The sequence below is a fragment of the Paenibacillus sp. SRL342 genome, from assembly GCF_984798905.1.
Genome location: NZ_OZ481790.1, coordinates 449,678 through 475,252, shown reverse-complemented (window position 1 = coordinate 475,252; position 25,575 = coordinate 449,678). Strand labels below are relative to the sequence as shown.

General features: G+C 47.7%; 24 protein-coding genes. 14 read left to right on the top strand and 10 right to left on the bottom strand.

The annotated features are described in order from the left end of the window. Window positions 1–203 precede the first annotated feature (203 nt). The gene (locus AC4E8D_RS02280; RefSeq protein WP_221823878.1) at window positions 204–794 is read left to right on the top strand and encodes a DUF5317 domain-containing protein; all 591 of its coding nucleotides are present in this window, start codon (window positions 204–206) and stop codon (window positions 792–794) included. A gap of 308 nt (window positions 795–1,102) precedes the next feature. Beyond that, on the top strand, window positions 1,103–2,935 hold the full coding sequence (locus AC4E8D_RS02275; RefSeq protein ID WP_221823876.1) for a bifunctional diguanylate cyclase/phosphohydrolase: 1,833 nt from the start codon (window positions 1,103–1,105) through the stop codon (window positions 2,933–2,935). A gap of 134 nt (window positions 2,936–3,069) precedes the next feature. Here the strand turns inward: AC4E8D_RS02275 and AC4E8D_RS02270 are convergent, their stop codons facing one another. Further along, the gene (locus AC4E8D_RS02270) at window positions 3,070–3,237 is read right to left on the bottom strand and encodes a hypothetical protein (RefSeq protein ID WP_017691019.1); all 168 of its coding nucleotides are present in this window, start codon (window positions 3,235–3,237) and stop codon (window positions 3,070–3,072) included. Window positions 3,238–3,541: 304 nt separating this feature from the next. On the opposite strand from AC4E8D_RS02270, the gene AC4E8D_RS02265 reads away from it, so the two are divergent. From AC4E8D_RS02265 to AC4E8D_RS02250, 4 genes are all read left to right on the top strand, one after another. Next, complete coding sequence (locus AC4E8D_RS02265) at window positions 3,542–4,372, top strand: sensor histidine kinase (protein ID WP_221823874.1); 831 nt, start codon at window positions 3,542–3,544, stop codon at window positions 4,370–4,372. Window position 4,373: 1 nt separating this feature from the next. After that, the gene (locus tag AC4E8D_RS02260; RefSeq protein WP_211084473.1) at window positions 4,374–5,030 is read left to right on the top strand and encodes a response regulator; all 657 of its coding nucleotides are present in this window, start codon (window positions 4,374–4,376) and stop codon (window positions 5,028–5,030) included. Between the two features lie 250 nt (window positions 5,031–5,280). Next, on the top strand, window positions 5,281–6,996 hold the full coding sequence (locus tag AC4E8D_RS02255; RefSeq protein WP_221823872.1) for a copper resistance CopC/CopD family protein: 1,716 nt from the start codon (window positions 5,281–5,283) through the stop codon (window positions 6,994–6,996). 392 nt (window positions 6,997–7,388) lie between these two features. After that, window positions 7,389–8,165 carry a YcnI family copper-binding membrane protein gene (locus AC4E8D_RS02250; protein ID WP_260632942.1) on the top strand — a complete coding sequence of 259 codons (777 nt, stop codon included), beginning with the start codon at window positions 7,389–7,391 and terminating at the stop codon, window positions 8,163–8,165. A 228-nt stretch (window positions 8,166–8,393) separates the two neighbouring features. Here AC4E8D_RS02250 and AC4E8D_RS02245 read toward each other — a convergent pair whose 3' ends face one another. From AC4E8D_RS02245 to AC4E8D_RS02230, 4 genes are all read right to left on the bottom strand, one after another. Continuing rightward, the gene (locus AC4E8D_RS02245) at window positions 8,394–8,672 is read right to left on the bottom strand and encodes a hypothetical protein (RefSeq protein WP_237177562.1); all 279 of its coding nucleotides are present in this window, start codon (window positions 8,670–8,672) and stop codon (window positions 8,394–8,396) included. Window positions 8,673–8,717: 45 nt separating this feature from the next. Continuing rightward, entirely contained in the window at window positions 8,718–10,058 is a 1,341-nt protein-coding gene (locus AC4E8D_RS02240; RefSeq protein WP_237177561.1) for a Tle-like phospholipase domain-containing protein, read from the bottom strand. A 15-nt stretch (window positions 10,059–10,073) separates the two neighbouring features. Continuing rightward, on the bottom strand, window positions 10,074–10,355 hold the full coding sequence (locus tag AC4E8D_RS02235; RefSeq protein WP_100527832.1) for a hypothetical protein: 282 nt from the start codon (window positions 10,353–10,355) through the stop codon (window positions 10,074–10,076). 353 nt (window positions 10,356–10,708) lie between these two features. Continuing rightward, a complete protein-coding gene (locus AC4E8D_RS02230; protein ID WP_490205807.1) occupies window positions 10,709–11,965 on the bottom strand; it encodes a DUF445 domain-containing protein in 1,257 nt (418 codons plus the stop codon). A gap of 332 nt (window positions 11,966–12,297) precedes the next feature. On the opposite strand from AC4E8D_RS02230, the gene AC4E8D_RS02225 reads away from it, so the two are divergent. From AC4E8D_RS02225 to AC4E8D_RS02215, 3 genes are all read left to right on the top strand, one after another. Further along, window positions 12,298–13,125, top strand: a complete 828-nt coding sequence (locus tag AC4E8D_RS02225; RefSeq protein WP_221823867.1) for an aldo/keto reductase — start codon at window positions 12,298–12,300, stop codon at window positions 13,123–13,125. A gap of 274 nt (window positions 13,126–13,399) precedes the next feature. After that, on the top strand, window positions 13,400–13,918 hold the full coding sequence (locus tag AC4E8D_RS02220; RefSeq protein WP_405131248.1) for a sigma-70 family RNA polymerase sigma factor: 519 nt from the start codon (window positions 13,400–13,402) through the stop codon (window positions 13,916–13,918). Continuing rightward, window positions 13,915–14,766: a hypothetical protein gene (locus tag AC4E8D_RS02215; RefSeq protein WP_490205806.1), complete on the top strand. Its 852-nt coding sequence runs from the start codon at window positions 13,915–13,917 to the stop codon at window positions 14,764–14,766. Before AC4E8D_RS02220 ends, AC4E8D_RS02215 begins: the two co-directional genes overlap by 4 nt. A 152-nt stretch (window positions 14,767–14,918) precedes the next feature. Here AC4E8D_RS02215 and AC4E8D_RS02210 read toward each other — a convergent pair whose 3' ends face one another. Then, complete coding sequence (locus AC4E8D_RS02210; protein WP_076216501.1) at window positions 14,919–15,377, bottom strand: cupin domain-containing protein; 459 nt, start codon at window positions 15,375–15,377, stop codon at window positions 14,919–14,921. 257 nt (window positions 15,378–15,634) lie between these two features. Between AC4E8D_RS02210 and AC4E8D_RS02205 the strand changes: the two genes are divergently transcribed. After that, window positions 15,635–16,486 (top strand): AraC family transcriptional regulator, encoded by an 852-nt coding sequence (locus AC4E8D_RS02205; protein WP_017691033.1) that lies wholly within the window; start codon window positions 15,635–15,637, stop codon window positions 16,484–16,486. Between the two features lie 152 nt (window positions 16,487–16,638). On the opposite strand, the gene AC4E8D_RS02200 is transcribed toward AC4E8D_RS02205, so the two are convergent. Further along, complete coding sequence (locus AC4E8D_RS02200) at window positions 16,639–18,252, bottom strand: glycoside hydrolase family 28 protein (RefSeq protein WP_221823861.1); 1,614 nt, start codon at window positions 18,250–18,252, stop codon at window positions 16,639–16,641. 487 nt (window positions 18,253–18,739) lie between these two features. Between AC4E8D_RS02200 and AC4E8D_RS02195 the strand changes: the two genes are divergently transcribed. The 4 genes from AC4E8D_RS02195 (at window position 18,740) to AC4E8D_RS02180 (ending at window position 21,924) form a co-directional block, all read left to right on the top strand. After that, window positions 18,740–19,468: an amino acid ABC transporter ATP-binding protein gene (locus tag AC4E8D_RS02195; RefSeq protein WP_051449904.1), complete on the top strand. Its 729-nt coding sequence runs from the start codon at window positions 18,740–18,742 to the stop codon at window positions 19,466–19,468. Between the two features lie 39 nt (window positions 19,469–19,507). Then, the gene (locus AC4E8D_RS02190) at window positions 19,508–20,338 is read left to right on the top strand and encodes a transporter substrate-binding domain-containing protein (protein ID WP_017691036.1); all 831 of its coding nucleotides are present in this window, start codon (window positions 19,508–19,510) and stop codon (window positions 20,336–20,338) included. A gap of 101 nt (window positions 20,339–20,439) precedes the next feature. Beyond that, window positions 20,440–21,162: an amino acid ABC transporter permease gene (locus tag AC4E8D_RS02185; RefSeq protein WP_490205805.1), complete on the top strand. Its 723-nt coding sequence runs from the start codon at window positions 20,440–20,442 to the stop codon at window positions 21,160–21,162. 111 nt (window positions 21,163–21,273) lie between these two features. Then, a complete protein-coding gene (locus tag AC4E8D_RS02180) occupies window positions 21,274–21,924 on the top strand; it encodes an amino acid ABC transporter permease (protein ID WP_221823860.1) in 651 nt (216 codons plus the stop codon). Between the two features lie 411 nt (window positions 21,925–22,335). On the opposite strand, the gene AC4E8D_RS02175 is transcribed toward AC4E8D_RS02180, so the two are convergent. Genes AC4E8D_RS02175 through AC4E8D_RS02165 form a run of 3 tightly spaced genes read right to left on the bottom strand, consistent with a single transcriptional unit; the run spans window position 22,336 to window position 25,470 of the window. Further along, a complete protein-coding gene (locus AC4E8D_RS02175) occupies window positions 22,336–23,673 on the bottom strand; it encodes an FAD-dependent oxidoreductase (RefSeq protein WP_339308587.1) in 1,338 nt (445 codons plus the stop codon). Between the two features lie 59 nt (window positions 23,674–23,732). After that, entirely contained in the window at window positions 23,733–24,587 is an 855-nt protein-coding gene (locus AC4E8D_RS02170; RefSeq protein WP_145325714.1) for a carbohydrate ABC transporter permease, read from the bottom strand. Next, window positions 24,571–25,470: a carbohydrate ABC transporter permease gene (locus AC4E8D_RS02165; RefSeq protein ID WP_339308585.1), complete on the bottom strand. Its 900-nt coding sequence runs from the start codon at window positions 25,468–25,470 to the stop codon at window positions 24,571–24,573. Before AC4E8D_RS02165 ends, AC4E8D_RS02170 begins: the two co-directional genes overlap by 17 nt. Window positions 25,471–25,575 lie beyond the last annotated feature (105 nt).

Sequence of the window (25,575 nt, the reverse complement as noted above, 5' to 3'; positions counted from 1 at the left end):
GCACCATAAGCAGCCGTCCTTTACCGAATTTTACAGGGGTTTCGACCCCTAGATTCGTAAAGGCGGTTTTTTGTTCAGCATTTTGCAAATTTCTTCTACAAAATCATTTTCCTCATGCAGGAATTACCAATATAAGGTCGAATCCTATATGTACACAAACACGCAATCATATTGCATATCTCCGCACGAACAGGAGTTACTCCATGGTATATGACGGTATTCTACTAGGCTTAATCGTTGGATTTTTTCGGGGCGGGTTGCGGCATGGGCTCAACCAGTTTGCAACACTCAAACTGCGAAGCGGCTGGATTTTCCCTGTATTGTTACTAATCCAGTTCTTTATTTTCTATCTCCAGGAACGATTCGAATGGGTGGCATCCATTAATGGATATCTCTTTGCTGCCGTTTACATTACAGGGCTCGCTTTCCTGTGGCTCAACAGACACCATACCGGGTTCATGCTCATCTGGATTGGGGTATTTCTCAATTTTGCCGTTATGGCTGTAAATGGTGGGCGCATGCCTGTTTCTGTGGAAGCCTCCGCTGTACTGGGTCCCTATTATGTAGACATGCTCAGGGAAGGCGGCGCCGTATCGAAGCATTTTATGATGGATGCATCTACAAATCTGCCTTTTCTCGGTGATATCATCCCACTCTCCAGCCCTTATCCACGGACTCAGGTGATCAGTATCGGTGATGTGGTCATGAACGTTGGCATATTCCTTTTTATCCAATACATGATGGTGAATCGGGACAAAAAGGCTGTACAACCTGCTAAAACTCATCAGGCTTGAAGAAACAGGTAGACTCCAAGGAAGGGAGGTCTTCTCCATGAAAAAATTTGAAGGTATGAAATATTCCCGCATTGTCATCAACGCAATCATCGTGGCTTCTGTCGTTGTAGCGTTAACTTCGGGATACAAGCTGGGCGGCTAGTATCCATACCGCCAAACAAGACAAACAGGCTGCCAGCGGCCTGTTTTTTCTTTCTGGATTTTTGGCAGGCAACTTGGTATGTTATACATCTATATAGTATATCCATATACAAAACACCAATTATATACACATCAAGAGTAGACTAAACCCAAGCAGGAGATTTTTTATGAACTTTATTCGTAACCTTATCCATAAGGCAGATCGAAGCAGTCTGTATGTTATTTTGCTTAGTTTTACCGGGATCGGTGTTTTTCTGTACATGAACAAGTGGTCTTATCTTCATCTAACCACGGCGGATTGGGTTATGGTCTACACCATGCTGGGTGCGGCGTTAATTCTGGATTATTTCACGTTCCAGATTCCACCCAAAGGCAATCAGCAATCCATGGATTCATCGGTATACCTTGCCTGTATATTTATGTTTGGCGGAGCTTTCAGTTTATCTGTGCTGCTTCCTGTCTCCATCATCCTGTTAATCAAAGAGCGCAAGCTTACCTGGTGGAAACATATTGTCAATTTCAGCATCTACAGTCTCATGATTACGGGAGCAGCTGCCGTGTTTGAGTGGACTGGCGGGCAATCGGGAACTCTGGACGGTTATAACCTGATTCCTTATTTTGCAGCACTCGCAGCCTACTTCATCATCAACACGATTACACTTGGCTTATTCTTTCATTTCTCAACAAAGGATGCATTACAGCAGATGAAGCGGGCATTCGTTACCGAATCCCTGCTGGTTTATTTATGTACGCTGATTCTGGCGCTTGTCCTGACGATTCTGGTTGTACACAATGGCGTGCTCGGTCTGTTGTTGTATCTGAGTCTCAGTATTCTGCTCTCCCATGCATTCAAGCAATTGTTTGTCATGTATCAGACCATCGAGGAGAAAGCTAACACGGATCAACGCACAGGTCTGTTCAACCATAGTTATTTTGAAAGTATGCTGGAAAATGAACTGACTACCGCTCGTACGCAAGGAACACCGCTCTGTCTGGGGCTTATTGATATTGATGATTTCAAAAAGTATAACGATCGGTTTGGCCATCTACAAGGCGACAGTCTGCTGGCCCTGCTGGGAGATTTTCTGATGCGCAAGACGGAAGGCACACCTGTTACCGCCTTTCGTTATGGAGGGGAAGAGTTTACTTTGCTCATGCCAGGCATGGAACTGGACGAATCCTACAGGTTCATGAACAAGCTTCGTAAACAACTGAACGACACGCCGTTTGAAGGTGTTGAAGTGTTTCCACACGGTTGTCTCTCCTTCTCTGCTGGCGTCGCGCCCTATCAGGTGGATATGTATAACAAATCCCAGCTCGTGGATCAGGCGGATAAAGCACTGTATTATGCGAAGAAACAGGGCAAGAATAACGTGCACCGCCACGGTAGCAATGATGGCATGGAACACGAGATTGATCTGGTACAGGACGTTCGTGACATTGAGCAGCAGCTCAATCTGTTCAGATACAAGGATATGGATACTTTTAAACATTCCAAACGGGTCTACAAATATGCCCTGGATATCAGTGAATTGCTTGCACTGGACAATGCGGAAAAACGTCGTTTCGTGCTGGGAGCACTGATTCATGACATCGGCAAACTGGAGATTCCTTGGTCCATTCTGAACAAAAAGGACAAGCTCACTGCAGAAGAATGGGAAACGATCAAAGGACATGTCACTTGGGGCAAAAAAATGGTGATCACCAACGATCGCTTCGCCGATCTGATTCCGTATATTGAACTTCACCACGAACGCTATGATGGCAAAGGCTATCCTTACGGCCTGAAGGGTAACGAGATTCCCCGGCTCTGCCGGATGCTGACCGTGATTGACTCCTTTGATGCCATGACGACAGAGCGGCCATATCAGGAAACCAAGAACGTGGAAGAAGCGATTCGGGAGCTACGCGCATGTTCGGGTTCACAGTTCGATCCGGAGCTTGCCGAGTTGTTCATTCAATATATTGAGAAAAGAACCGCTCAGCAACAGTTGCAGTAAGATGAACGGAGCTTCTTCTATAAGCCCCTAAACAAGTCAAAGCGCTATCCCCGGTCTGATCGGAGATAGCGCCATTTTCATTTTCATGGAATGAATCGTACACCAGACAACTTCATTCTCGTGCAGATTCTACATTAAGATTTGGTATTCAGTTCATGTGAGGTCTGATGCAGCTCTTTAATCATCTGCTGCAAAAACATGTTGTCTTGGCGACTGATACCGTGCTGATTGTCTTGAACAAGCATCTGGTGAATGTTCTTTTTGAGCAATTCACTGCGACGTTCCAATACTTCTTGACTCATGTTGTTGCTTCACTCCTTAACATGTTTTGTAATGAATTCACGTTCTATATAAGTATAGAGGACCTTCTCCGATAGGGAAAACGGACTCAGCCTTCCTCAGCTGGTCACACCAACCCTCACCTAGCGTGACAACATTTCACCCCTTGTCATTCTTAGATATCCTTTTAAATACTCCCTGATCCTCCCCAGCTTTCTCCAAAGACACAGACTAGGGTCTTGGACAAGCTTGCGTTATAATGGTCCCATCCCTATATAAATAAAGTACCTAATTAAGCTAATCCTAGATCAAAGGAGTTCTGCATTCATGTCCTATAAACAAATTAAATGGATGATTCTGCTGATCCCCACTTTCACGGTTGGCATCTGGGAATATATTCGCCATCAGTTTCTGATGCCATACCTTTCGATGGACGCCGGGAACTGGTTAACACCCGTCATTGTTTATCTCGTCAGCGTGACACTGCTCAGCCGATTGTTCCACATGCTCGAAGGTGCCAGGGCTGCTCTGGAGCAGGAACGTGCAGCGAAAGCAGCTCTGGAAGCTCGTGACCAATTGGCACGGGAACTTCACGACGGCATATCTCAGTCTCTTTTCCTGCTCTCAGTGAAGACTGATAAAGCAGGCCGTAGTCTGGCAGGCAGCGGACATGAGCATGAGATCCAGGAGATTCAAAAAACCGTGCATGAAGTCAATACATATGTAAGGCAAGCTATCGCCCAGTTGCGTTTTGTTCCTTCCTCTACGGTAACATCAGAAATTATTTCACTGCATGCGCAGGTTGAAGTGCTCGTCAAGGAAACGGTACCTGGTGCACAGATTCATTGGGACCTCAAGGGTGTAACGTTCTCTGCCAAGGAACAAGTGGAACTGCTCGCTTGTATCCGGGAGGGTTTACTGAATGTACGCAAACATGCGCAGGCTACCCGCGTTCAGGTTCACGCGGAAGGTAACCCAATTGCCTGGTTCATTTATATTCAGGATAATGGGAATGGACTACCTGGAGATCCTCTTCATCTGAAGGATCGGTACGGACTGCGAATTACGAAAGAGCGTGCTGCCGAGATGGGGTGGTCTTTTACCCTCGATTCAAGATCAGGGCATACCCGAATGACGATAGGAAAGGAGCATACTTAATATGGAACATGTACGTGTATTGGTTGTTGATGATCATGCGCATGCGCGTGAAGCGATCTGTAGCATTTTATCCGAGGACAGCCTGTTTGAAGTGATTGGTACAGCTTCGAATGGACAGGAAGCGCTGGAGCTCACCGGGCAATGGATGCCCGACCTGATCCTGATGGACGTGCAGATGCCGGGCATGGATGGGCTGGAAGCCACCCGTCAGATCAAGCTGCGATTCCCTTATGTTATTGTTGTTATGGTCACGGTATCGGATGATGTAACGTTTCTGTTCGAAGCACTGAAACAAGGTGCTCAAGGCTATTTGCTCAAAAATCTAACGCCTTCCACCTGGCTTGAATACCTGCGCGCCATCGTCAGTGACGACGCACCGCTCAGTAAGGAACTGGCCTACCGGATTTTGCAGGAGTTTCCCGCACCACGCAGTGAAGATATGCAAGATAACCCGCTAACGGCACGGGAGCTTGAGATTCTGCAATGGGTATCCGCGGGATATACCAATCGGGAGATTGCCGATCAACTCGGTATTTCAGACCAGACGGTGAAGAATCATCTCAAAAACATTTTGCAGAAGCTCCAGCTTGAAAACCGGGTACAGCTCACCCGCTATGCGCTAGAGAGCGGGCTTGCGGGACGTAAACTTCGCAAATAGCGCAGTTTCGTAGTGATATGTGAATGGTAGCACGAACGTAACACATACCTATATGAGATTTGTAACATGAGACGAGATGTTGTTCTGCAACATACACATTCATGCTTTTGTCACATTTATGTAGACCAAATCGTTTTTTTATAGCCCAATGTAGTCATACGCAGTCATTTTGGACAAAGTTATAATGGGTTAGATTGTGCTTAGAGGACCATGAATGACTACAAATCTATAACCTGAGGGTGATGATTTTTTGATTTTCACACGCTTTACCCTGAAATGGGGCAAACGGCACTGGGCATTGGTCACCTGCCTGTTGCTCTTATGTTGCCTTGTTATGCCACAGTGGGCATCTGCCCATGCTTATATTGTTAAGGCTTCGCCAGGAGAAAATGAGATCCTCGTAGCTGCTCCGGAGCAGCTGACGCTGGAGTTTAACGAATCCTTGCAGACGGCCTTTTATGATATCAAAATTACCGGCCCTGACGGCAATCAGGCAGACGATGGAAATGTACAGATTGATGTGGATCGCCCTCATATTCTGGAGACTGGCCTTCAGGCTGGACTCGGGAACGGGACTTATGCCGTTAACTGGAAAGCTGTATCTGCCGATGGGCACCCCATCCAAGGGACATATGTTTTCCACATCGGTGAACCATCCGGTTCTCCTGCCGGACTGAGTGATCTTACATCCGGTTCCGGTTCAACAGGTGGACCGCTGAAATGGATCGTTTCCCTGACAGACTGGATTCAGTATCTCGGATTGTCTGTCATTCTGGGGACACTTGCATTCTTGCTGCTGCGAATTGCACCGACATCCATGACAAGAGAACCTATGGACGTTCCGGGTAGCTACAGATTGTTATGGATCAGCTATGCTGCTGCTTCCTTTGCCGCCTTGGTCAGCCTGCCACTGAATACATTGTATGAATCTGGTGTGGCTCTGAACGAACTAAGCTGGGGACTGATCGGAAGTGCGCTCAAGCTGACATCCTTTGGCCAGATCTGGATGTTACAGATCCTCATTGTAATGCTGCTGGCTGTCACGATTCTCTCCGGATATGATCGCGATCGATCCATCCGTGCTCGCATCTGGTCTTCTTACGGCTCACTTGTGCTCGTGCTTGGATGGCTGTTCACGCATGCCATGACGGGACATCCGGCTGCGGCGGATCAACGTGCGCTCGCGATTGCCATGGATTTCACACATCTGATTGGTGCCGCTTTCTGGATTGGCGCACTAACCGCCATGGCGATATGTCTGCCTCCACTGGCGGATAAGCTGCCATCGAAGGTGCGAGGAGAAGTCTACTGGGTTGCTATTCGCAGGTTTACCGCCTGGGGAATTGGCGCCGTAGCCGCTCTGGTTGCTACTGGGATATACAGCAGTCTGATTATTCTACCAGCACCTGTGCTGACTTCCTTGTTCACTACAGCCTATGGCCTTGTCCTGATTAGCAAGATCGTCCTGCTGATTGTGATGGTTCTCTTTGCATGGCGTCATGCCAGATTAGCAAGAGCAGCAACAGGAAGCAGATTATCCGGCAGCCTGAAAGCTGAGCTTGCTACTGGTGCTGTGATTCTCGCTCTTGCTGCCGTACTGACACACCTGTCTCCAGGACAACCGGCTGCGGTCGGACCGTATCAGGAGACCAAAACTACCGAAGATGGCTCAGCGATCACACTTCAGGTGAGTCCCAATGTAACGGGAGAGAACCAATTTGAAGTCGATGTGAAACGTGCAGATGGAAGTATCGTTAACGATCTGGAACAGATCACCCTGTCACTCACACATCTGGACATGGATATGGGAATCTATGAGATCACCATTCCGAAAAATGACACCGGTGTGTACAAGGCTGAAGATTACATCTCCATGCCTGGACGCTGGAATATCAAGGTACATCTCCTGACCAAAACGTTGGATGCACTAGATGCCGAATTTGAGATTGATACCGCCAAGCCATAGTTACACAACGTTTAAATTGAAAAGTGACCCAATCTAAAATTAGTGTTTCTACAAACTGCAAATGTAGTGAAGTGAAGGGAATGAAATTGATTCTGGAGAAGCGAAGCTAAAAGTTTTCTGATCTACACGAGAACGGAGAGGACAGAAATAGCGTGAAGAAGCGAAGCGTTCGCCTTTATCCCCGGATTTTACCCTTTAAGAAAAGGGAATCAAAAAATCTGGGGATAACAGCGATCGGAAGGTTATTCTGTCATCGAAGTAGCAAGTGTAACCTGCTTTTAATCATTCGAAAGAACCAATCGTAACCGAAGCGATGCTTTGCAGAACGTAGACACTCATTTAAGAAAATGGGCCGAATCATATATGATAAGAACTGAGAGGGGTTATTTATTTTGAAGAAAACATCATGGATTTCCAAACTAACATCCACTATCGCAACAGGTACCGCAGCATTCATGTTATTCGCCGGATTCGCGAGCGCTCACGTTACCGTTAGCCCATCCGTTGCACAGACAAGCGCATGGCAGACGTACACGATTAAGATTCCATCCGAGAAAGAACTGCCTACGACCAAAATCACCATGAAAGTTCCGGAAGGTGTTGCATTCAAGCAATATCAACCACTGGCAGGCTGGAAAATCACTACAGAGAAGAACGATTCCAATGAAGTAACATCAATTACGTGGGAGATTGACGGCGATAACGAGGGAATTCTGGCAGGACAATTCCAGCAGTTCAACTTCGTTGCACAGAACCCTAAGGCGGAAAGTGAAGTAGCTTGGGATGCATTCCAATACTACAGCGATGGCAGCATCGTAGAATGGACAGGCCAACCAAGTGATGCCAACCCGCACAGTATCACAACGATTAGCGAAGATCCGGCTGCTGCTGGTAATGCTGCGGCAGGTGGAGGTCATGCCAACGATGGACACGATAGTGCAGGTACAGAAGGCGCCACTGGGGATAATGCAGCTACCGACGATAGCAAAGCAAACGATGACACCACGCTGGGCGATGCCCTCAATGACACCGTTACAGGTGAACCAAACAACACGGATACAGACCCGGGTACGCTGAAGCTTCAACAAGCAACGTTGATCGTATCCATTCTGGCTCTGATTCTGTCCTTCTTGGGAATCGCGTTGGCTACACGCCGCAAAAAACGTTAAGAACTAACTCACAGATTTACGAAAACCTGAGAAAAATTCAGATAACAAAGAAGCCTATGGCACCGGGATCAAACCCGGTATGCCATAGGCTTTTTTAGCTATCATCATCTTGATTGGCTACCCATGTTCTTTACAATCCGTGGTTAAGGCTCTAATCATGCCGCTCCACGGTCACACTCTTATCCAAGCTGATTGCCATCCGCAATATGGCATCAGCCTTACCACTCTTTAGCGTTCCTGATCCGTCTGGATCATGATCTCAATGTATTGCAGCAAGCTTTTCTTCTGCTGTTCGATGGATTGAATACGTCTGGACAGGCCCGCAAAAAACTCTTCAATCTGCTGTCTTGTATGATCAGCAGACTGGCCTTTCCAATCGTTCAGGCGACTGTATAACGCCCTCGCTTCCTGTTCATCGGCTTGCAGACGGGCAAGCAGCTGTGTCAGTTCTTTTTCCGCGATTCGAAGATCATTCAATTCCACCAGCAATTGTCCACCCACTTGCATTCCCCTCCCCCATGTACGTGATATCGACATTAACCAACGTGGTTCCTAATTAAAATGAACCGGACTCTCGTCCGCCTGCCGGAAAGCATCTGCTTTCTCATCAATAAAGTTCAGGAACTGACTGGTATGTTTCATATGCCATGTGCTAAGTTCTTGAATCGACGCGTCCAGTTGGGTGACAATCGGCTCCAGCCTGCGACTGCGACTTGTATGCAGGTATTGAGCCATGCGGCTTCGTACCTGGTTTAGCTCAGCATTGCATTGTTGTGCATTTTGCTTCCACCGCGAAGCGACACTTTTCAGTTCTTCCGGCGTTACCTGAATCAGTCCTGAAGCCGCAGCAGCCGAAGCCATACCTCCACCGCCGCCAGACTTGGAACGTAACGGACCTAAGTTCTTGCTGAACGGTCCCATGTGATCCATAAGGCGTGGTGAATAGCGGATTCTCTCTCCAGTAATCGGATCGTACAGGTCATTGGATATGTAACCATTTTTGAAATCATATTGATCCAGACTGTGATAGTTTTCCCCGCCAAATGAGTTCTTGGCTTTATCGATAATACTCACGCCGTCATTCGCCGAGTCATAATCGGAGTTGATGTAATAGGTCGATCCCACATGCCGGTCATATCCTCCCAGCGTTCCGCTGGCTACCAGATCACTTGGATTGGCATAGTTCACAACCTGCCCGTCAAATGCACCCGCTTCTGCCCGGCGCCGCATTTCTGGCGTCAGATTACCCATTACAGATGGTGCACTAAACGTCACGGCTGGAATTCCGGTATAAGCAGATGCATATTGTGCATTTCCCCCGCCCAAGGAATGTCCGGTCATCGAGAAATTCAGATCCTTATGCTTGTTCTGCATGTGATTTGCGTAGTCTTCGGATTGATACATCTGATTGGCCCAGCCTGTAGGGGAAACGGTTTTTTCAATATCCTTTACGCGATCACCCGTCCAGTTCTCCACGTCTCTTACCCTGTCACCAGCCCAATCCTCCACTTTGGATATCCCCGTGAAGTCCTTGACACCTTCGACCCCTTTGTCGAGCCAATCCGGCGTAAGATTATTGACAAAATTCCCGGCCTCCTGCTGGCCCTTACGAATCAATTCTCCGCCCCCAATGCGGCCATCCATGACAAAGTCAGGTACAGAGCGATCCAAGGACGCACTTCCTTCTGTACCACGATAAGCAATGACAGCTTCCTTGGTCTCGGGATTATAAAATGTTACGGCATCAAAACCGGAAAATTTATTGCTTTCCGTCCCCTCAAGGACCTCCCATCCGGGAAGTTCCGTTAATTTGTCTCCAGCCTTTTGATCCTGGTAGGCTAGATCAGACATCGTTTTATACGTTTCATCATCAATATTGGACCCGTTACTCAATAACTACACCTCCCTTTATTTGTCGTATGGATTATGTCCCTTGGCCATCATCACTTCCTCAATCTCAGGGCTAATGACCAGGTTCTTGGTTACTTTCTTTTTATAGTCGTACGAAATGCCAAAGCTCTGATCTTCATGATCTTTCACATGCCCTTTCAGCCCAATCTGGGACACTGCCATTTCCGGCAACAACTCTTTGCTTGTAATCACAACATCCAGTTCAAACTTCTGCTTGAAGTGCTGAATTACGGTTGCTTCAGCTTCTTGGTATAGAGCTTCCTTCTCACTTGCATTCATGTTCTGACAACCTCCCAAAAATATAGTAAACACCATCATTAGTGTGAACAAACCCTTCAACCACCCTGCACGTTTAATACGGATCCCCCCTCATGATAGAATAGAGGCATTCACTATATGTGAAGTACACCCTATTCATCTGTTACCTGCATCATAGTACAAAATCAACATGAGCCATATCGGCTAACAGAATCGTTTTCATGTAACTTTCTTCCTATATGATTCAAATAGGACACTTTGGTGTACATTACCCACTTTCCTAATTCTTGCATCAAGTACATCATAATTTTCCCATCCACGACAAAAAGAGCCTGCTCCTCGAAAGAGCGGCCCTCCTTTTGCATGATTTACTGTTATGCCAATGCCATCTGCAGCGCAGTCAGCGCAATCCCGATAACAAATCCGGTAACGGCTCCGTTGATCCGAATCCATTGCAGATCCTGTCCAACCTTATCCTCAATCATCGAAACCAAAGTGGCATTGTCCATTTTGTCCACATTTTCGCGTACCAGTTTACCGATTTTGGAATGGTTTTTCTCCAGCAGTGTTGTGACGCCATTTATAATCTTGGCATTCATGCCTGTCATCAACTCGTCATCTGCCCGCAGATCAACCAATACCCGCTCAATGGCAGGCAGTGCATACGTATCTACATACTGTCCATCTTCCATCGCGGCGAGCGCCTTGTCTCTCAGTTCGGTGAGTTTGTTCAGCACCGTTTCCTCTGCGTTCCAACCCTCCAGCATATTGTTCTTCCAATTGTTGATTCCATCTTGCATAGCCTCGCTCATTGCCAAACGCACCGTCTGGGTACGTACCATGTCAAGCACCTTGTACCTTAGAGCGCTACCTTCACGTTTCATATCCTCTACCCGATCGAAGAGGTATCCTTGTAAAATGCCACCCAAACGCTCCTCGTTCATATAACCCAGGAACGCATTCATCGCAAACTGCATCAACCCGTTCATCTGAATGCCACTAATGGCTTTCATGCCGCTTTCACCCAAAAACATGATCGTCTCGGGTTTAACCAGCCACTCCTCCGCTTGCTTCAGTCCGTAGTCCAGCGCTTTGGCGTCATAACCCCGCTCTGTCATCTGGTGGGCAGCCCGTTCCAGAATCGGACCCAGATCAAAGGCGCCCGCTTGTGACTTGATCTCACGTGCTACAAGCGGAGCAATCTGCTCTAACGGCAGACCCGCCAGAATTCGCTTGCAGAGCGTATCAATCATCGTCTTGATCCCGTCACTGTGAAGCTCACGGGTCAACGTATCGAGCACCGTCTCTGCTGCTTTGAAATCTGCAATTTTCTCGGTAATGCTGTCTTTGTTGAGCAAGTTATTCTCTACTGCGGAGACCAGACCTTCCGTCATTTTATCGCGATTTTTCGGCAGCAATGCCGTATGTGGAATGGGAATGCCGAGCGGGTGACGGAATAATGCGGTAACGGCGAACCAGTCCGCAAGTCCACCCACGAGTCCCGCTTCAAATGATCCTACCAGCAACTTGCCCACAGGAACGCCCTGGAACGGCAAGGATGCAGCAAATCCTGCCCCCATCACCACGAGAGACCAAGCAGCTGCTTTTTTGGTTTGTTTAGGTTTAGCCATTGTATTCTTGCTCCTTTATCGTTAATCGTACGGCCCGGTCTGTACCCGATTCCGCACTTCTTCGTTTCTTATGTAAATTCTCCATAGCAAAGTCTTGACTTCCATATTTCGTATACTTCATCTTATCACCCACAAGCGTCAAAACCAAACCTCTGGTTGAAGAAAAAAGATAATAGCGGCGTTTGTTTCGTAAAATGGATCGCTCCCTTTTCCAATACAAGGAAGAGTTTAGTATAATCATTCAAGACGGCCCTTCGATATCGATTGGCTGCTGAACAGCAGGGTAATTACATAGTGGAACAATGAATCAATAAGAGGAGGAATTTCGGACCATGAAACACGTGCAGGACACAACCACGCTCTATAACGGAGTCAAAATGCCATGGCTGGGTTTTGGGGTATTCAAAGTTAAAGACGGAGACGAAGTCGTTCATGCTGTCAAAACAGCCATTCAAGCTGGTTATCGCAGCATCGACACAGCCAAAGCGTATAACAACGAAACAGGTGTCGCTCAGGGTATTCGTGAATCTGGAGTAGCTCGTGAGGATCTGTTCATTACCACGAAAGTATGGAATAGCGATCAGGGATATGAATCCACGCTAGCTGCCTTTGAAGCCAGTATGGAACGACTCGAACTGGAGTATCTGGATCTCTATCTCATCCACTGGCCGGTTAAGGGCAAGTACAAAGATACATGGCGAGCGTTGGAGAAACTCCATAAAGAAGGACGCATCCGGGCGATCGGTGTGAGCAACTTCCAGATTCACCATCTGGAAGACTTGATGATCGATGCCACGATCAAACCGGCAGTTAATCAGGTGGAGCTTCACCCACTATTAATTCAGTCAGAGCTTCGTGAGTACTGCAACAAACATCAGATTCAGATTGAAGCCTGGTCTCCGCTCGGACAAGGTCATCTGATGGATCATCCGTTGCTGAAGGACATCGCCGCCAAATACAGCAAGTCCCCCGCACAAGTGATTTTGCGCTGGGATCTGCAGAACGGCATCGTGACCATACCGAAATCCGTCACGCCTGAGCGTATTCGCGCGAATGCCGATCTCTATGATTTTGAGTTAACTTCGGAAGAAATAGAGCAGATTAACGGCCTGAACGAGAACAAACGCTTTGGTTCTGATCCAGATAACTTTAACTTCTAATATAAGCAGATGAATTCGATTACACCCGCCTTCGATCTTAGAAGAGCGGGTGTTTTGGTATGTGATGTTATAGGCAAACTATTCGTTGTTAAGAATGGAGGCGAGGCTCATTATCCTATTCAGTGCCGAAAGAAAAAAGTTTTTTTGACCGTTTAGAACTATTTCATCTCCTCATCAGTCTAACGAGTGTCAAGCGAACTCAAGCACTTATATAGAATCCAGGCCTGGAACGAGCGGTGACTTGAATATTTAGGTTGATCAGGGGGGATCAGGAGTGATTAGACTGAACCATAAAAAGACAAAAGAAGAACAGTTCAGCGAAAAAATAACAGAGATTCAAAATAAATTATATCGACTGGCATACTGCTATGTTAAAAATGAACAAGAAGCGCTGGATATCGTATCCGAAGCGGTCTACAAAGGGTTCATCGCTTATGGAAAGATGGAGTCCATGACTTATTTTGATTCCTGGATGTCACGAATTGTGATTAACACAGCGATAGATCATATTCGACGTAACCAGCGAGTGACCTATATGGAGGATCATGTGCAGGAGTTTGTGGCTCCAGAGCGAGGGGCGTCGCTGGAAGAGAAAATGGATCTATATGATGCACTGGACCGGCTTATCCCCGAGGAAAGAGCCTATATTATATTAAAATTCTTTGTGAATCTTCCTTTTCGAGAGATGGCTGAAGTGCTCTCCATACCGGAAAATACAGTTAAGTCCAAATTCTATCGTATTATCAAAAAATTAAAAATTTATTTGATTGAAGGAGAGGTTGAGAACGTATGACAGGAAAAGATCGTTACGAAAATATTGAAATCCCTGCTCAACTTACTGATGTTATTCATCATGCCCAGAAAAGAGCCGCTGCTCGCAAGAGTTCATCTCGAATGATTCGTTATGCTTCAGTCATAGCGGCATGTGCTGCTTTTCTCTTCGTAGTGAACATCCCTTCCGTAGCAAACGCCATGTCCAAAATACCTGTGGTCGGAACGATTGTTCAGGTACTTCAATTCGGCGATGGCGGCAAGATTACCGATGGAGTAACTGTGGGATCGGAAGCAACCGAAAATACGCTTAAAATCAATTTTAGCACCGACGAGCAAGATCAGACTAATGATGCACCCCATTATAATGTGGTACACAAAGAAGCACCGAATCGTATCCTCTTCACTTTTAGCGGTGCACGTTACATGGATATAGAGAAAGTCAAAGCCGACTTCATGACCCAGCCTTTAGTGAAAGATGTTTATGGTTCCATGATTTTAGACGACTCTTCCGTCGGATTCGTAGTTGTACTAAAAGAAGGGGTACAGTATGCCGTAACGGAATTCAAGAACCCTGGATACCTGGAAGTGAAACTGACTTCCGACGGCAAACCGGTCACACCTCGGAAGGTATACTCTCTCCGTACAGAATCAATGCCTTTTGGAGAATCGATGGGTATAATTAAAGAATCCTATCCGGATGAGGACATCTCTTTCCTCAAAACGCCCACTGGTGAGTTTACAGCAGTTATTGGAGAATATCTTACCGCTGAAGAAGCTGAACAGAAGCTTAAAGAACTCGCTCAGCAACCGGATTATCATGAGGAGTTTTATGTGGACAGCTGGATGAGTAACGAGAATCCCAAGTGATCAGTTATTGCCAAAAGTGATGCTTATTCAAAAGGGAATGATCTATCCCTGAACTGGGTACAGACCTTAGCATACTTAATACGCGCAATCCAAAAAAATCCCGATTCGGATGCCTATGCACCTGGATCGGGATTTCGTGATAAAAGTTATACTTAGCCTTTGGATACCAGCTTGAAATCATCAAAGTGGAAACCTGGCGCTACTACGCAAGTTACCAGTACAGGCTCATCGCCCAGCGGACGTGCTGTCTGCCATACGCCGGCAGGAACGAGCACCTGTGGTGATTGCCCCGCAGCAATATCCATCCCCAGAACAAGAACTTCCTCGTTCTCCGGGTTCTCCCCGTTGCCGCCCAGCTTCAGTTCAACCGGACTGCCGCTGTGCCACAGCCAAAGTTCATCGGACAGAACCGTATGCCACTCGGAGATTTCATGTGCATGCAGCAGGAAATATGTGGAACTTGCCGAGAATCGTGGGCCGGAGTATGTATCCGGCAGAACGGACTGTGGAATCTGATAAGATGCCTTCCATTCTTCCTTATACCAACCGCCTTCAACGTGAGGCTGCATATTGAGCGCAGCAACCAATGGCGATAATTCATGTGTCGTCATAACCTGTTTCCTTCCTTCCAAATCATATTGGAGACACTCCTTAACCAGAGTTTCGCCTCTCTCTCCCTACTCTAAAACATCATTCAAGTTTTGTCACCTTGACAGCACATAAGTGCCTTGCCGAATTCGTTCTCTCGGTATTTAACGATAGGATTAAAGAAATATTTCATTTCCAATGATAGCGTTTACAAAAAGATGGATGTTCCGTTATGATATGGATATCGTTGTTAATCCGTGAAGCAGAGGGGAGCTGTACCATGAGTCTCATAGAGGACCGGATTGGACCCAAATACCGAATCGGTGAACATTCATTTACCATTGAACATATGCGCAGACATGATGGGAATGGTATGCCACAACCTCACGCTCATCCATTCTACGAACTGTATTACTTACTTGAAGGTGAACGAGTGTATTCCATGAATGGTCAGATTCTGTCCGCCCGCAAGGGTGATTTCATTCTGATTAATCCACACGATGTACATACCACCTCCAAAGGAAGTATTCCCGGCTTCGAACGGATATTAATCGGTTTTTCGCCTGCTTTTGCAACGGGGATGGAACTTGGCATATGTGGTCTGCTGCCTTTTAATTGTTCAAGACTCCTTCGCCTGCCTGAAGCGGAACAGCCCGAGATGGAGCGTATATTGTGGCAGATGCTGCAAGAATGCAAAGAGCGACGCCCTCACTATGAGATCGCCGTAAGAAGTCTGCTTGCCCAACTTTTGATCCGTATTCATCGGGTAGAGGAGAACATCCGGCAGTCATGCCCCGGCCCCTTGCATCCGATGCAGGACAAAATCAGTGAAATCGTCACTTATGTGAATAAAAACTATACCGAACCACTTACGCTGGAGGGTGCAGCCAATCGTTTTTATATCAGCCCATCCTATCTGAGCCGGATGTTCAGCCGATTTACGGGGTTTCGATTCAGCGAATACTTGCGTGTTGTCCGCGTCCGAGAGGCACAGCGAAGACTGCTTTCCACACAAGAGCGTGTACAAATGATCGCAGAGAAGGTAGGATTTGAGCATACGGCTCATTTTAACAAAACATTCAAACAGGTTACCGGTACAACACCGCTGCGCTATCGCAAGGAACACCGGTAGATCATCCGATAACTTCATATAAAAGCCGAGTGGGTGGCCTTGCTCCAGAGATTACGCATCCCTTATATCGTGAAGCACCACGATTACTGGATCTATGGCTACGCCACTGCGGCTGAGTTTGACCAACTTGTATAAACCTTATTACATAACTTTTACCTGCGAATGATCACACCACTTCGTACCTCGGGACCAACAGAGATCTGGCGACCTTCTGTGTCGGCATCACCTTCTCGGCAGACAATGCCTGCGGATTCGTGTCCTGTCACCATCAGAAGTCGGCCATCTGCGCCTTTGCCCTGAATGCTCTCTAATTCTGCCCCTTTACACTGGTGCAAATGAACCAGCGGACCTTCGGTGATCTGCGCCTGCAATTCAGCGATATGCAGATGTTTCGCATGAGCACATTGGATACCACTGCGGGCTTGCACGCTGTAACGCTGGATGATCACCCCATCCAAAGGCAGTTCCGGCAATCCACTCACAAGCAACGCAGTGTCGGCACCAGCACAGACCACATCCGATATTCGAATATCCCGGAACACTGGCGTCTCTTCGCTAATCTCCTGAGACAGATCACTGCCCCGGGCAGAGCCCTCCTGATTCGCATAGAAAAAGGAAAACGAGATGGCTTCCATAATGATATCTTTCATATATATACGCTCAATCTGAATGTCCTCAACCACTCCGCCGCGCCCACGTGCGCTTTTGAAGCGAAGTCCAATGTCCGTTCCGATAAACGTACAATCCGATACTCGCACATGCCGCACACCACCGGACATTTCACTGCCAATGACAAACCCGCCATGACCGTGATACACCGTGCAATCCCGAATGGTGATGTACTCCGATGGCAGGCCAAGCTCACGGCCTTCGGCGTCCTTGCCTGATTTTAGACAGATCGCATCATCACCGACATCGAATATACTCTTCTCCACCACCACATGACGACAGGATTCAATGTCCAGCCCATCTCCATTCTGAGAAAACCACGGATTCCGCACACTCACGTTACGAATGGTGACATGCTCAGATGCCCAGGGGTGCAGATTCCATGCAGGTGAGTTCTGGAACGTTGGACCGTCCAGCAATACCCGTTTGCATCTCCGTAAACTGACCATGTTGGGACGCAAAAAGTCTCTAACTTCTTCATAGGCAGTGGTATCACTTACCTGCTCCTGATGCAATCGATTCGCAATGGTGCCGCCTTCAAGTGCAGCTGTGGTAGGCCACCAGATTTCTTCATCCCCACCGGATTGCTCTACAACACCACCGGAAGCGACTAATTTTTTCCATTGTGAAGTGGTCATTTTGGAGCGTTTCACCGGACGCCACGCTTCCCCGCCACCATCCCATATCCCCTCACCAGTAATCGCAATATCCTCCAGTTGATCACCATCGATCGGGGATTGGCAACGTACCACCTGCCAGCCTTCGAAGCTTGATGCAATTAATGGGTATTGATCGAAATCTCGGCTAAATGTAACCAGTGCCCCTGCTTCCACATGTAGCTCGATCCGGCTGCGCATTACAATCGGACCTGTGAGCCATACCCCGGCAGGAATAACGATTCTCCCACCTCCTGCTTCAGCACATGAAGCGATGGCAAGTCGGAACATCTCCGTATTATCTGTTACTCCGTCTCCAACAGCTCCATAGTCTGTAAGCTGAAAATCCTGAGCAGGAATGACAGGCAAATTGGCTTCATAAGCTCGAACATCGAACTGGGCACTTGCTCCTGTCGACATTGGGGAGTGATATGTATTCATCGTGCAGAATCATCCTCTCTACATGTAATGGAATTGTTATGGGATCAATGATCAATATATCGCTTTTACTTTCTTTACTTACGTTCAAACGGACACTCTCTCACTCCATCATATCAATGGCATGACGTGTAGGGTTGAGCTTTCTTGCCATGTACACGTGGAACTTGATGCTATTTGTTTTGTTAATCAGAGTCATAAATCAAACATCACTTCTAGTATACTCTATACAACTATTCCAAAGGTTGGAAAACAACTAGGAGAATAGATTCATTTTTCTGTCAGGATTCGTCACAAGGGAGTTAATAACATGACAGATATATAACATATTTTCTGGCTATAGCCCTAGGTTACCCATTACTTATGTCATGTTTTATCACAAACCAATTGCCATAAGCAGGATGACTATGTATGATTAAATAACTAGTTTCAATTTATTCCTTATTATCCCTTTTACACACAGACGTTGCAGAAAGGATGGGGTGTACTCTTGATTGAATTTAGGGGTGTCCAGAAGCATTTCGGTCATTTTCATGTCCTCAAGGATATCCATCTTCACATTGAAGAAGGAGAGGTCGTCGTCATTATCGGACCTTCCGGCTCCGGCAAAAGCACATTACTCCGCTGTATTAACCGCCTGGAGACCATTACCGAAGGTGAACTTGTCGTCAGTGGGATTCCTCTACATCAGAAAAAGGTGGACATTAACCTCTTCCGCCGTGACATCGGCATGGTATTTCAACACTTCAATCTGTATCCTCACAAAAAAGTCATCGATAACATTACCCTTGCACCCATGAAGGTGCGCAAACAACCCAAAGAACAAGCAGCCGCAACAGCAATGAAGTATCTGACCCGAGTGGGCATTGCCGACAAAGCAGACAGTTATCCCTCCCAGTTGTCCGGTGGACAGCAACAAAGGGTAGCCATCGCCAGAGGACTCGCCATGGAGCCCAAAATCATGCTTTTTGATGAACCTACCTCCGCACTCGATCCCGAGATGATCGGGGAAGTCCTCGATGTTATGCGTTCCCTTGCCCATAATGGCATGACCATGGTCGTCGTTACCCATGAGATGGGATTCGCCCGCGAAGTTGCGGACCGGGTCATCTTCATGGACGAAGGCCGAATTGTTGAAGAGGCCAACGCTGCTGAATTTTTTGACAACCCCAGAGAAGAACGAGCACAGCAATTCCTGAGCCGTCTGATTCATCATTGAGAATAATCCAATATTCCATTTTGAAAGGGGTCTTTATTCATGAAGAAATTATTGAAATGGCCATCATTTATGCTTGTCCTCATTCTCTCCCTTGTATTGTCAGGTTGTAGTACAGGTACAGATACACCTTCAGCGAGCGGTGGTGGTGACGCCGAGGCGAAAGGCACAATTGAGCGGATTAAGGAACGCGGCAAGCTCATTGCCGGTGTGAAATACGATACGAAGTTGTTTGGCTTGAAAGATCCCGCAAGTGGCAACGTTGAAGGGTTCGATATTGATATCGCCAAGGCACTCGCCAAACAGATCCTTGGAGATGAGACAAAGGTCGAACTGAAAGAGGTCACTTCCAAGACGCGTATTCCCATGCTGCAAAATGGAGACATCGACATCATCATCGCCACAATGACGATTACGGATGAGCGTAAGGAACAGGTAGATTTCAGTGATGTTTATTTTGAAGCAGGGCAGTCCCTGCTGGTGAAAAACGACAGTGCAATTACCGGCTTGGAAAGCCTCAGCGGGGTGAAAGTACTCGCGGTGAAAGGTTCCACATCTGCTCAGAATATTCGCGAGAAAGCCCCGGATGCTGAGGTGCTTGAATTCGATAACTATCAGGATGCATTCACTGCTCTCAAAGCAGGTAAAGGCGAAGCGCTGACCACAGATAACATCATCCTCATCGGCATGCAACAGACGGATAACAGCTTCCAATTGGTTGGTGGTAATTTCACAAGCGAACCTTATGGTATGGCCATTCGCAAAGGCGACACTGCCTTCGTGGAGGAAGTCAACACGCTGCTCAAAAGCATGAAAGACAGCGGGGAATATGACACATTACATGAGAAATGGCTGGGTTCCAAGCCCGAGTAACCCGAATTAAGATAGGTAAGCGGCGAATTCGTCTGCTGGATGCGAAGCATGAGCAGACGTAATCGCCGTTTCTACATCTGGAGAACGGAGGCTTCGCCTATATGGGCACATTGGATTTCAGCGTACTAATGCGACACTCGGATCGTTTTCTGGAAGGGTTCCTGAATACCATTCAAGTGAGCATTATGGCTCTCATTGGCAGCTTTATCCTTGGCGGTATCCTGGCTATCTTTCGGATATCCCCTGTGAAACCGCTGAACTGGATCGGCACGGCTTTTGTGGAATTTATCCGAAACATCCCATTGCTGCTGGTTGTGTTTTTCTTCTATCTTGGACTGCCTGCACTAGGCATCTCGCTGGATGGGTTTGTCTCCGGCACTCTGGGTCTGACCATCTACACCGCCGCTTTCATTGCCGAAGCGATCCGAGCGGGCATTCAGACGGTGCCGCGTGGACAACTGGAAGCAGCAAGGTCCTCCGGCTTGTCCTATGTACAGGCCATGAACCTGATCATTCTGCCCCAGGCCATCAAAATTGTGTTGCCGTCCATTGGCAACCAGTTCATCAATTTGGTCAAAAACTCATCCATTCTTGCCGTTGTTGCCGGTATGGATCTTATGTATTTTGCCGACCTGGTTAACTCGGATACATTCCAGCCGCTAAGTGTGTACACCATTGTTGCGCTGTTCTATCTGGTGCTGACACTACCACTCAGCTTTCTGGTGCATTATATGGAGCGCAGGTTTGGACAGAGCGATGCAGAAGCGCGCAGCACCAAAGGCAAACCGAAAAAGAACAAACCGGCAGGTCAGGTCACCATGTAGCAGATTGACTTGTACCTGCGCAGATTTTCAGGGAAATATATCGACTTGTCCATGCCCCATCTATTGATCTTCGATATTCCATTCCTGCATACAGAAGGAGGCTAATAAAATATGGACTTTAGCGGGGCCTATGCGTGGCCCAACCTTCGTTTCCTGCTTCAAGGATTCCTGATTACCCTGCAGGTAGCAGGGCTATCCATTATATTCAGCTTTGTGCTTGGCACTGTGCTGGGTACGATCCGGTATACCCGTATCCCTGTTCTGTCACAGATCGTGGCAGTGATCGTGGATACGATCCGGAATCTGCCGCTGTTGCTCATCATTTTCTTCATTCACATGGTACTTCCGCAGCTCGGGATTAAAATGTCCGTCTTCTGGTCCACGGTCGTTGGACTGAGTCTGTTTGAAGGCGCGATGATTGCCGAGATCGTCCGTAGCGGTCTGAAGTCCGTTGAGCGCGGTCAGGTGGAAGCTGCCCGCTCCTCGGGCCTCAGCTACATGCAGACCCTCGGTGGCATCATCATGCCACAGGCGCTACGCCGCATGTCCCCGCCGATGGTCAGCCAGTTCATCTCACTCCTGAAGGATACTTCACTGGCGATCATCATCTCTCTGCCGGAGTTGATGCACAACGTGCAGATCCTTGGTGGTCAAAGTTTCGATTACATTATCCCGGCCCTGCTGCTCGCAGCCGTACTGTATTTTGCCATCAACTACGCGCTGTCCATTGTCGCAAGGCGACTTGAGGCACGGATGAATTGATAATCAGAGGGAGTAACGCATGAGAACGCCCCAAAAACTCTAAATTCACCTATGCTATGCAGTGGATTTGGAGTCTTTGGGGCTACAATTATGCTCATCATTCAATTCACGAGCCTCCCACCAATTTCTAACGAACTGAGGGAAGCTTATTTAGCTATTTGTGGGATAGTTTCTAATCTAACGAATCGTAGACGCTCTATTCTTCCGATTCACCCCGCTTTTACCCCCTATTACAGGGTTTTGAGTAAAATAACTTCACTGAGATTCGTTACATTTTTCATTTCAGCTTATATTCCTGAATTAGACGTCTCAGGTTCGTTAAAACGTACGCCACCGCGAATTAAATAAACACCCACTCCCACTATTAATGATTCACCCGATCGCCCAATTCGTCCACAATCAGCTCATCCGCTAGATCGCCGCTCCGTTGTGACGTAATTCCGCCTGTAACAGCTCGATCGGCAGTTCCACCGGGTCCAGCTTCATCTTCACTGTGAGTGCAGCAGCTGTTCCTGCGGCCTCCCCGGTAGCCATACAGCTTGGAGTCAACCTTGTCGTTGCATGCGCCTCATGTGTGGTAGAGATGCAACGTCCTGCCGCCAGCAGATTGCGGATATTGCGAGAGACCAGACAGCGATACGGAATATCGTACGCCCCATCTCCTTCTATAAAGGCAGCCACAACACCTTGACCCGAAGGGTCATGAATATCAATCGGATAACCACTTCTGGCAATTACATCGTCAAATTTTCGTCCTGCAACTACATCCGTCCGGGTCAATGCGTAACGACCTATAATTCGTCTGGATTCACGGATACCAATCTGCGGCGCTACTGCCGAGATCGAAGCCCGTTCGAAGCCAGGCACATCACGCTGCAAAAACTCAGCAATCATCAGCACCTGCTTCCGACCTTCCTGTTCCGCAGAGGTCAGATCCTCGGCATCTGTCGCATCAAATCCCTGCACTCGGGTACAATTAATCAGCACTTCATCTTCTGCCGGTCCGGTAAAAAATAACACCTGGTCGCGATTAATCGGCACACCTGCTTTTTTCCACTGGGAATAGAAACCACTCACCCCGGTTAACGGAATGCTGTCCAGTTCAGCAAAGGGAGTTTTCACATAGAAATCCTCCGGGTGCTCCAGCATATATCGTTTCACTCGTCCAAGATCGACACCACGCATGCGGAATTTCATGGTCATCGGCTGTGACTGATAATCCCCGTCTCGTCCTTTTGCCACAGAAGCACCCGCAAGATAAGCCAGATCCGCATCCCCGCTTGTATCCACAAATACATTCGCATGGAACTCTTTTTGTCCAGACTTGTTGGTCACTCGAACCGCTTCCACCCGATCATCAACAACAACCACCTCGTCCACAAAGCTGTGCAACAGAAGCCGGACACCTGCCTCCTGTAACATCTCTGCCGCAACCACCTGAAAGATGGCTGGATGGTACGGCGTGACGGTATGCACAAACCCAACCGTATCGCGCAGATGCCCCGGGGAGCCACCACGTGCCTGCAAACGATCCACAATCTCCTGCGCAATACCTTTAATAACCTGCTCACCGCGCTCCGTATGGAAAGTCATCCAGGGATAGACCATAGCGGCAGTTGACATCCCGCCCACGAATCCATATCGCTCCACCAGCACTGTTCGTATCCCCTGTCGTCCAGCCGCAATGGCTGCCGCTATACCTGCAGGGCCCCCTCCCACAATAACGACATCTGCTTCTTCCTTTTTCATGCTCATCCGTTCACGCAAATGTTGTCCCTCCTTCCGTTCTATTGCACGTATTACAAGGCTTACTCTTTCAATCCCGTCATGGCAACCCCCTCAATGAAGCGCCGCTGTGCCAGGAAAAAAACAATAAGCAGTGGCAAGGTTGCCATGACGGTGGCACTCATCAGATATTGCCAGGCTGTACCCACTTCATCTGTAAACAGGGATAATCCAAGCGGCAGCGTCATTAGATCACGCGAGTTAATGAAGATTAACGGATCAAAAAACTCATTCCAGATCGTCACAAACGTGAAGATCGTCAGCGTAGCCATACCCGGCTTGGCAATGGGCAGCATAATTCGCGCATATATCCGGAATCGGTTGCAACCATCAATCATCGCCGCTTCTTCCAGTTCCGTTGGCACCGTAATGAAGAACTGCCGCATCACAAAGATGCCAAACACACCACCCGCGCCAAAGATCGGCAATAATATCAGCGGAAGATGGGTATCAATCCACCCCAGCTGCCGCATGAACAGAAACATCGGTATCGCTGTCACCTCATGGGGAATCATCATCGCACTTAGCAGAATGAGAAATACCACATTACGTCCCTTAAACGGAATTTTGGCGAATGCATAGCCGGCGAGAGAGGCAAAGAATACTGTTCCTATCACAACCAACGCAGAAATGTAGATACTGTTCCAATAAAAACGGTGAAACGGAATCAATCGAAAGACATCGATGTAGTTCTGAAATCGGAATGGTTCCGGTATCCACTGCGGTGGATAGATGAATATACTCTGAGGCTCCTTGAATGACGTCGATATCATCCAGATAAATGGCACAATCATAATGAGCGAAATCAGAGTCAGCAACAAATACGTCCCCAGAGTACTTCCTATCTTCCGCCCCGAAGGACTAGGCATCGCCTTCATTGAATACCCACCTCTTTCGGAGCTGCCATTGCAGCAGCGTCAGAATTAGCACGATAAAGAACAGTACATATGCGAGAGCAGAAGCATAGCCAAACTGAAATAATTTGAATGCTTTTTCCCAGATATAATAAACCAATACCTTGGTGCTGTTGCTCGGCCCGCCCTGTGTCATCACATAGATCTGCCCGAATACTTTGAGTGAACCAATCACGGTCATGACTACAGTCAGAAACACCGTTGGCGTGATCATGGGCAGCGTGACGTGAAAGAAGGTTCCCCTTTTGCCCGCCCCGTCTAATGTTGCTGCTTCGTACAGTGAACGCGGTACCTGCTGAATGGCTGCAATGAACAGCACCATATTCAGACCAACATTTTTCAGCACACTTGTCACGATAACCGCTGGCATTGCCAAATCTTCATTGTAAAGCCAGGCCGGACCCTTGATGCCGGCCATCAACAGAAGCTGATTAATCAATCCCGACTCTGTCGCATACATCAGCTTCCACACGATGGCCCATACGATCAACGAGGTCATGACCGGAACAAAGATGGCGGTTCGGAAAATTCCGATGCCCCGCAGATTTCTGGACAATAACAACGCGAGTAGCAAGGCGAGCACAATATTAAGCGGCACCAGCCCCGCTGTGAAATAAACCGTATTGGCAAGCACTTTCCAGAACATGGCGTCTGTCATAATATTCTGGTAATTCTCCAATCCAATAAAATGATGATCCCCCAGCAGCGGCCAATCGGTCAGGCTCATGTATAACGCGAGACCCATGGGAAATAACAGCAGCAGGGTAAACCCAAGCACCATCGGCGATACAAACAGCCAACCTGCGATCTGGGCCTCTCTGGCGAGCGGCCCCCCTCTTTTGCGCATGCGTGAATGGGTCAATTAGGCCTCCCCCTTTTAAACAAATTTCCTCCGAAGCTGAACTCTGCGACGATTCTATATAAGGTGAACTATACATTTACACAAGAACGT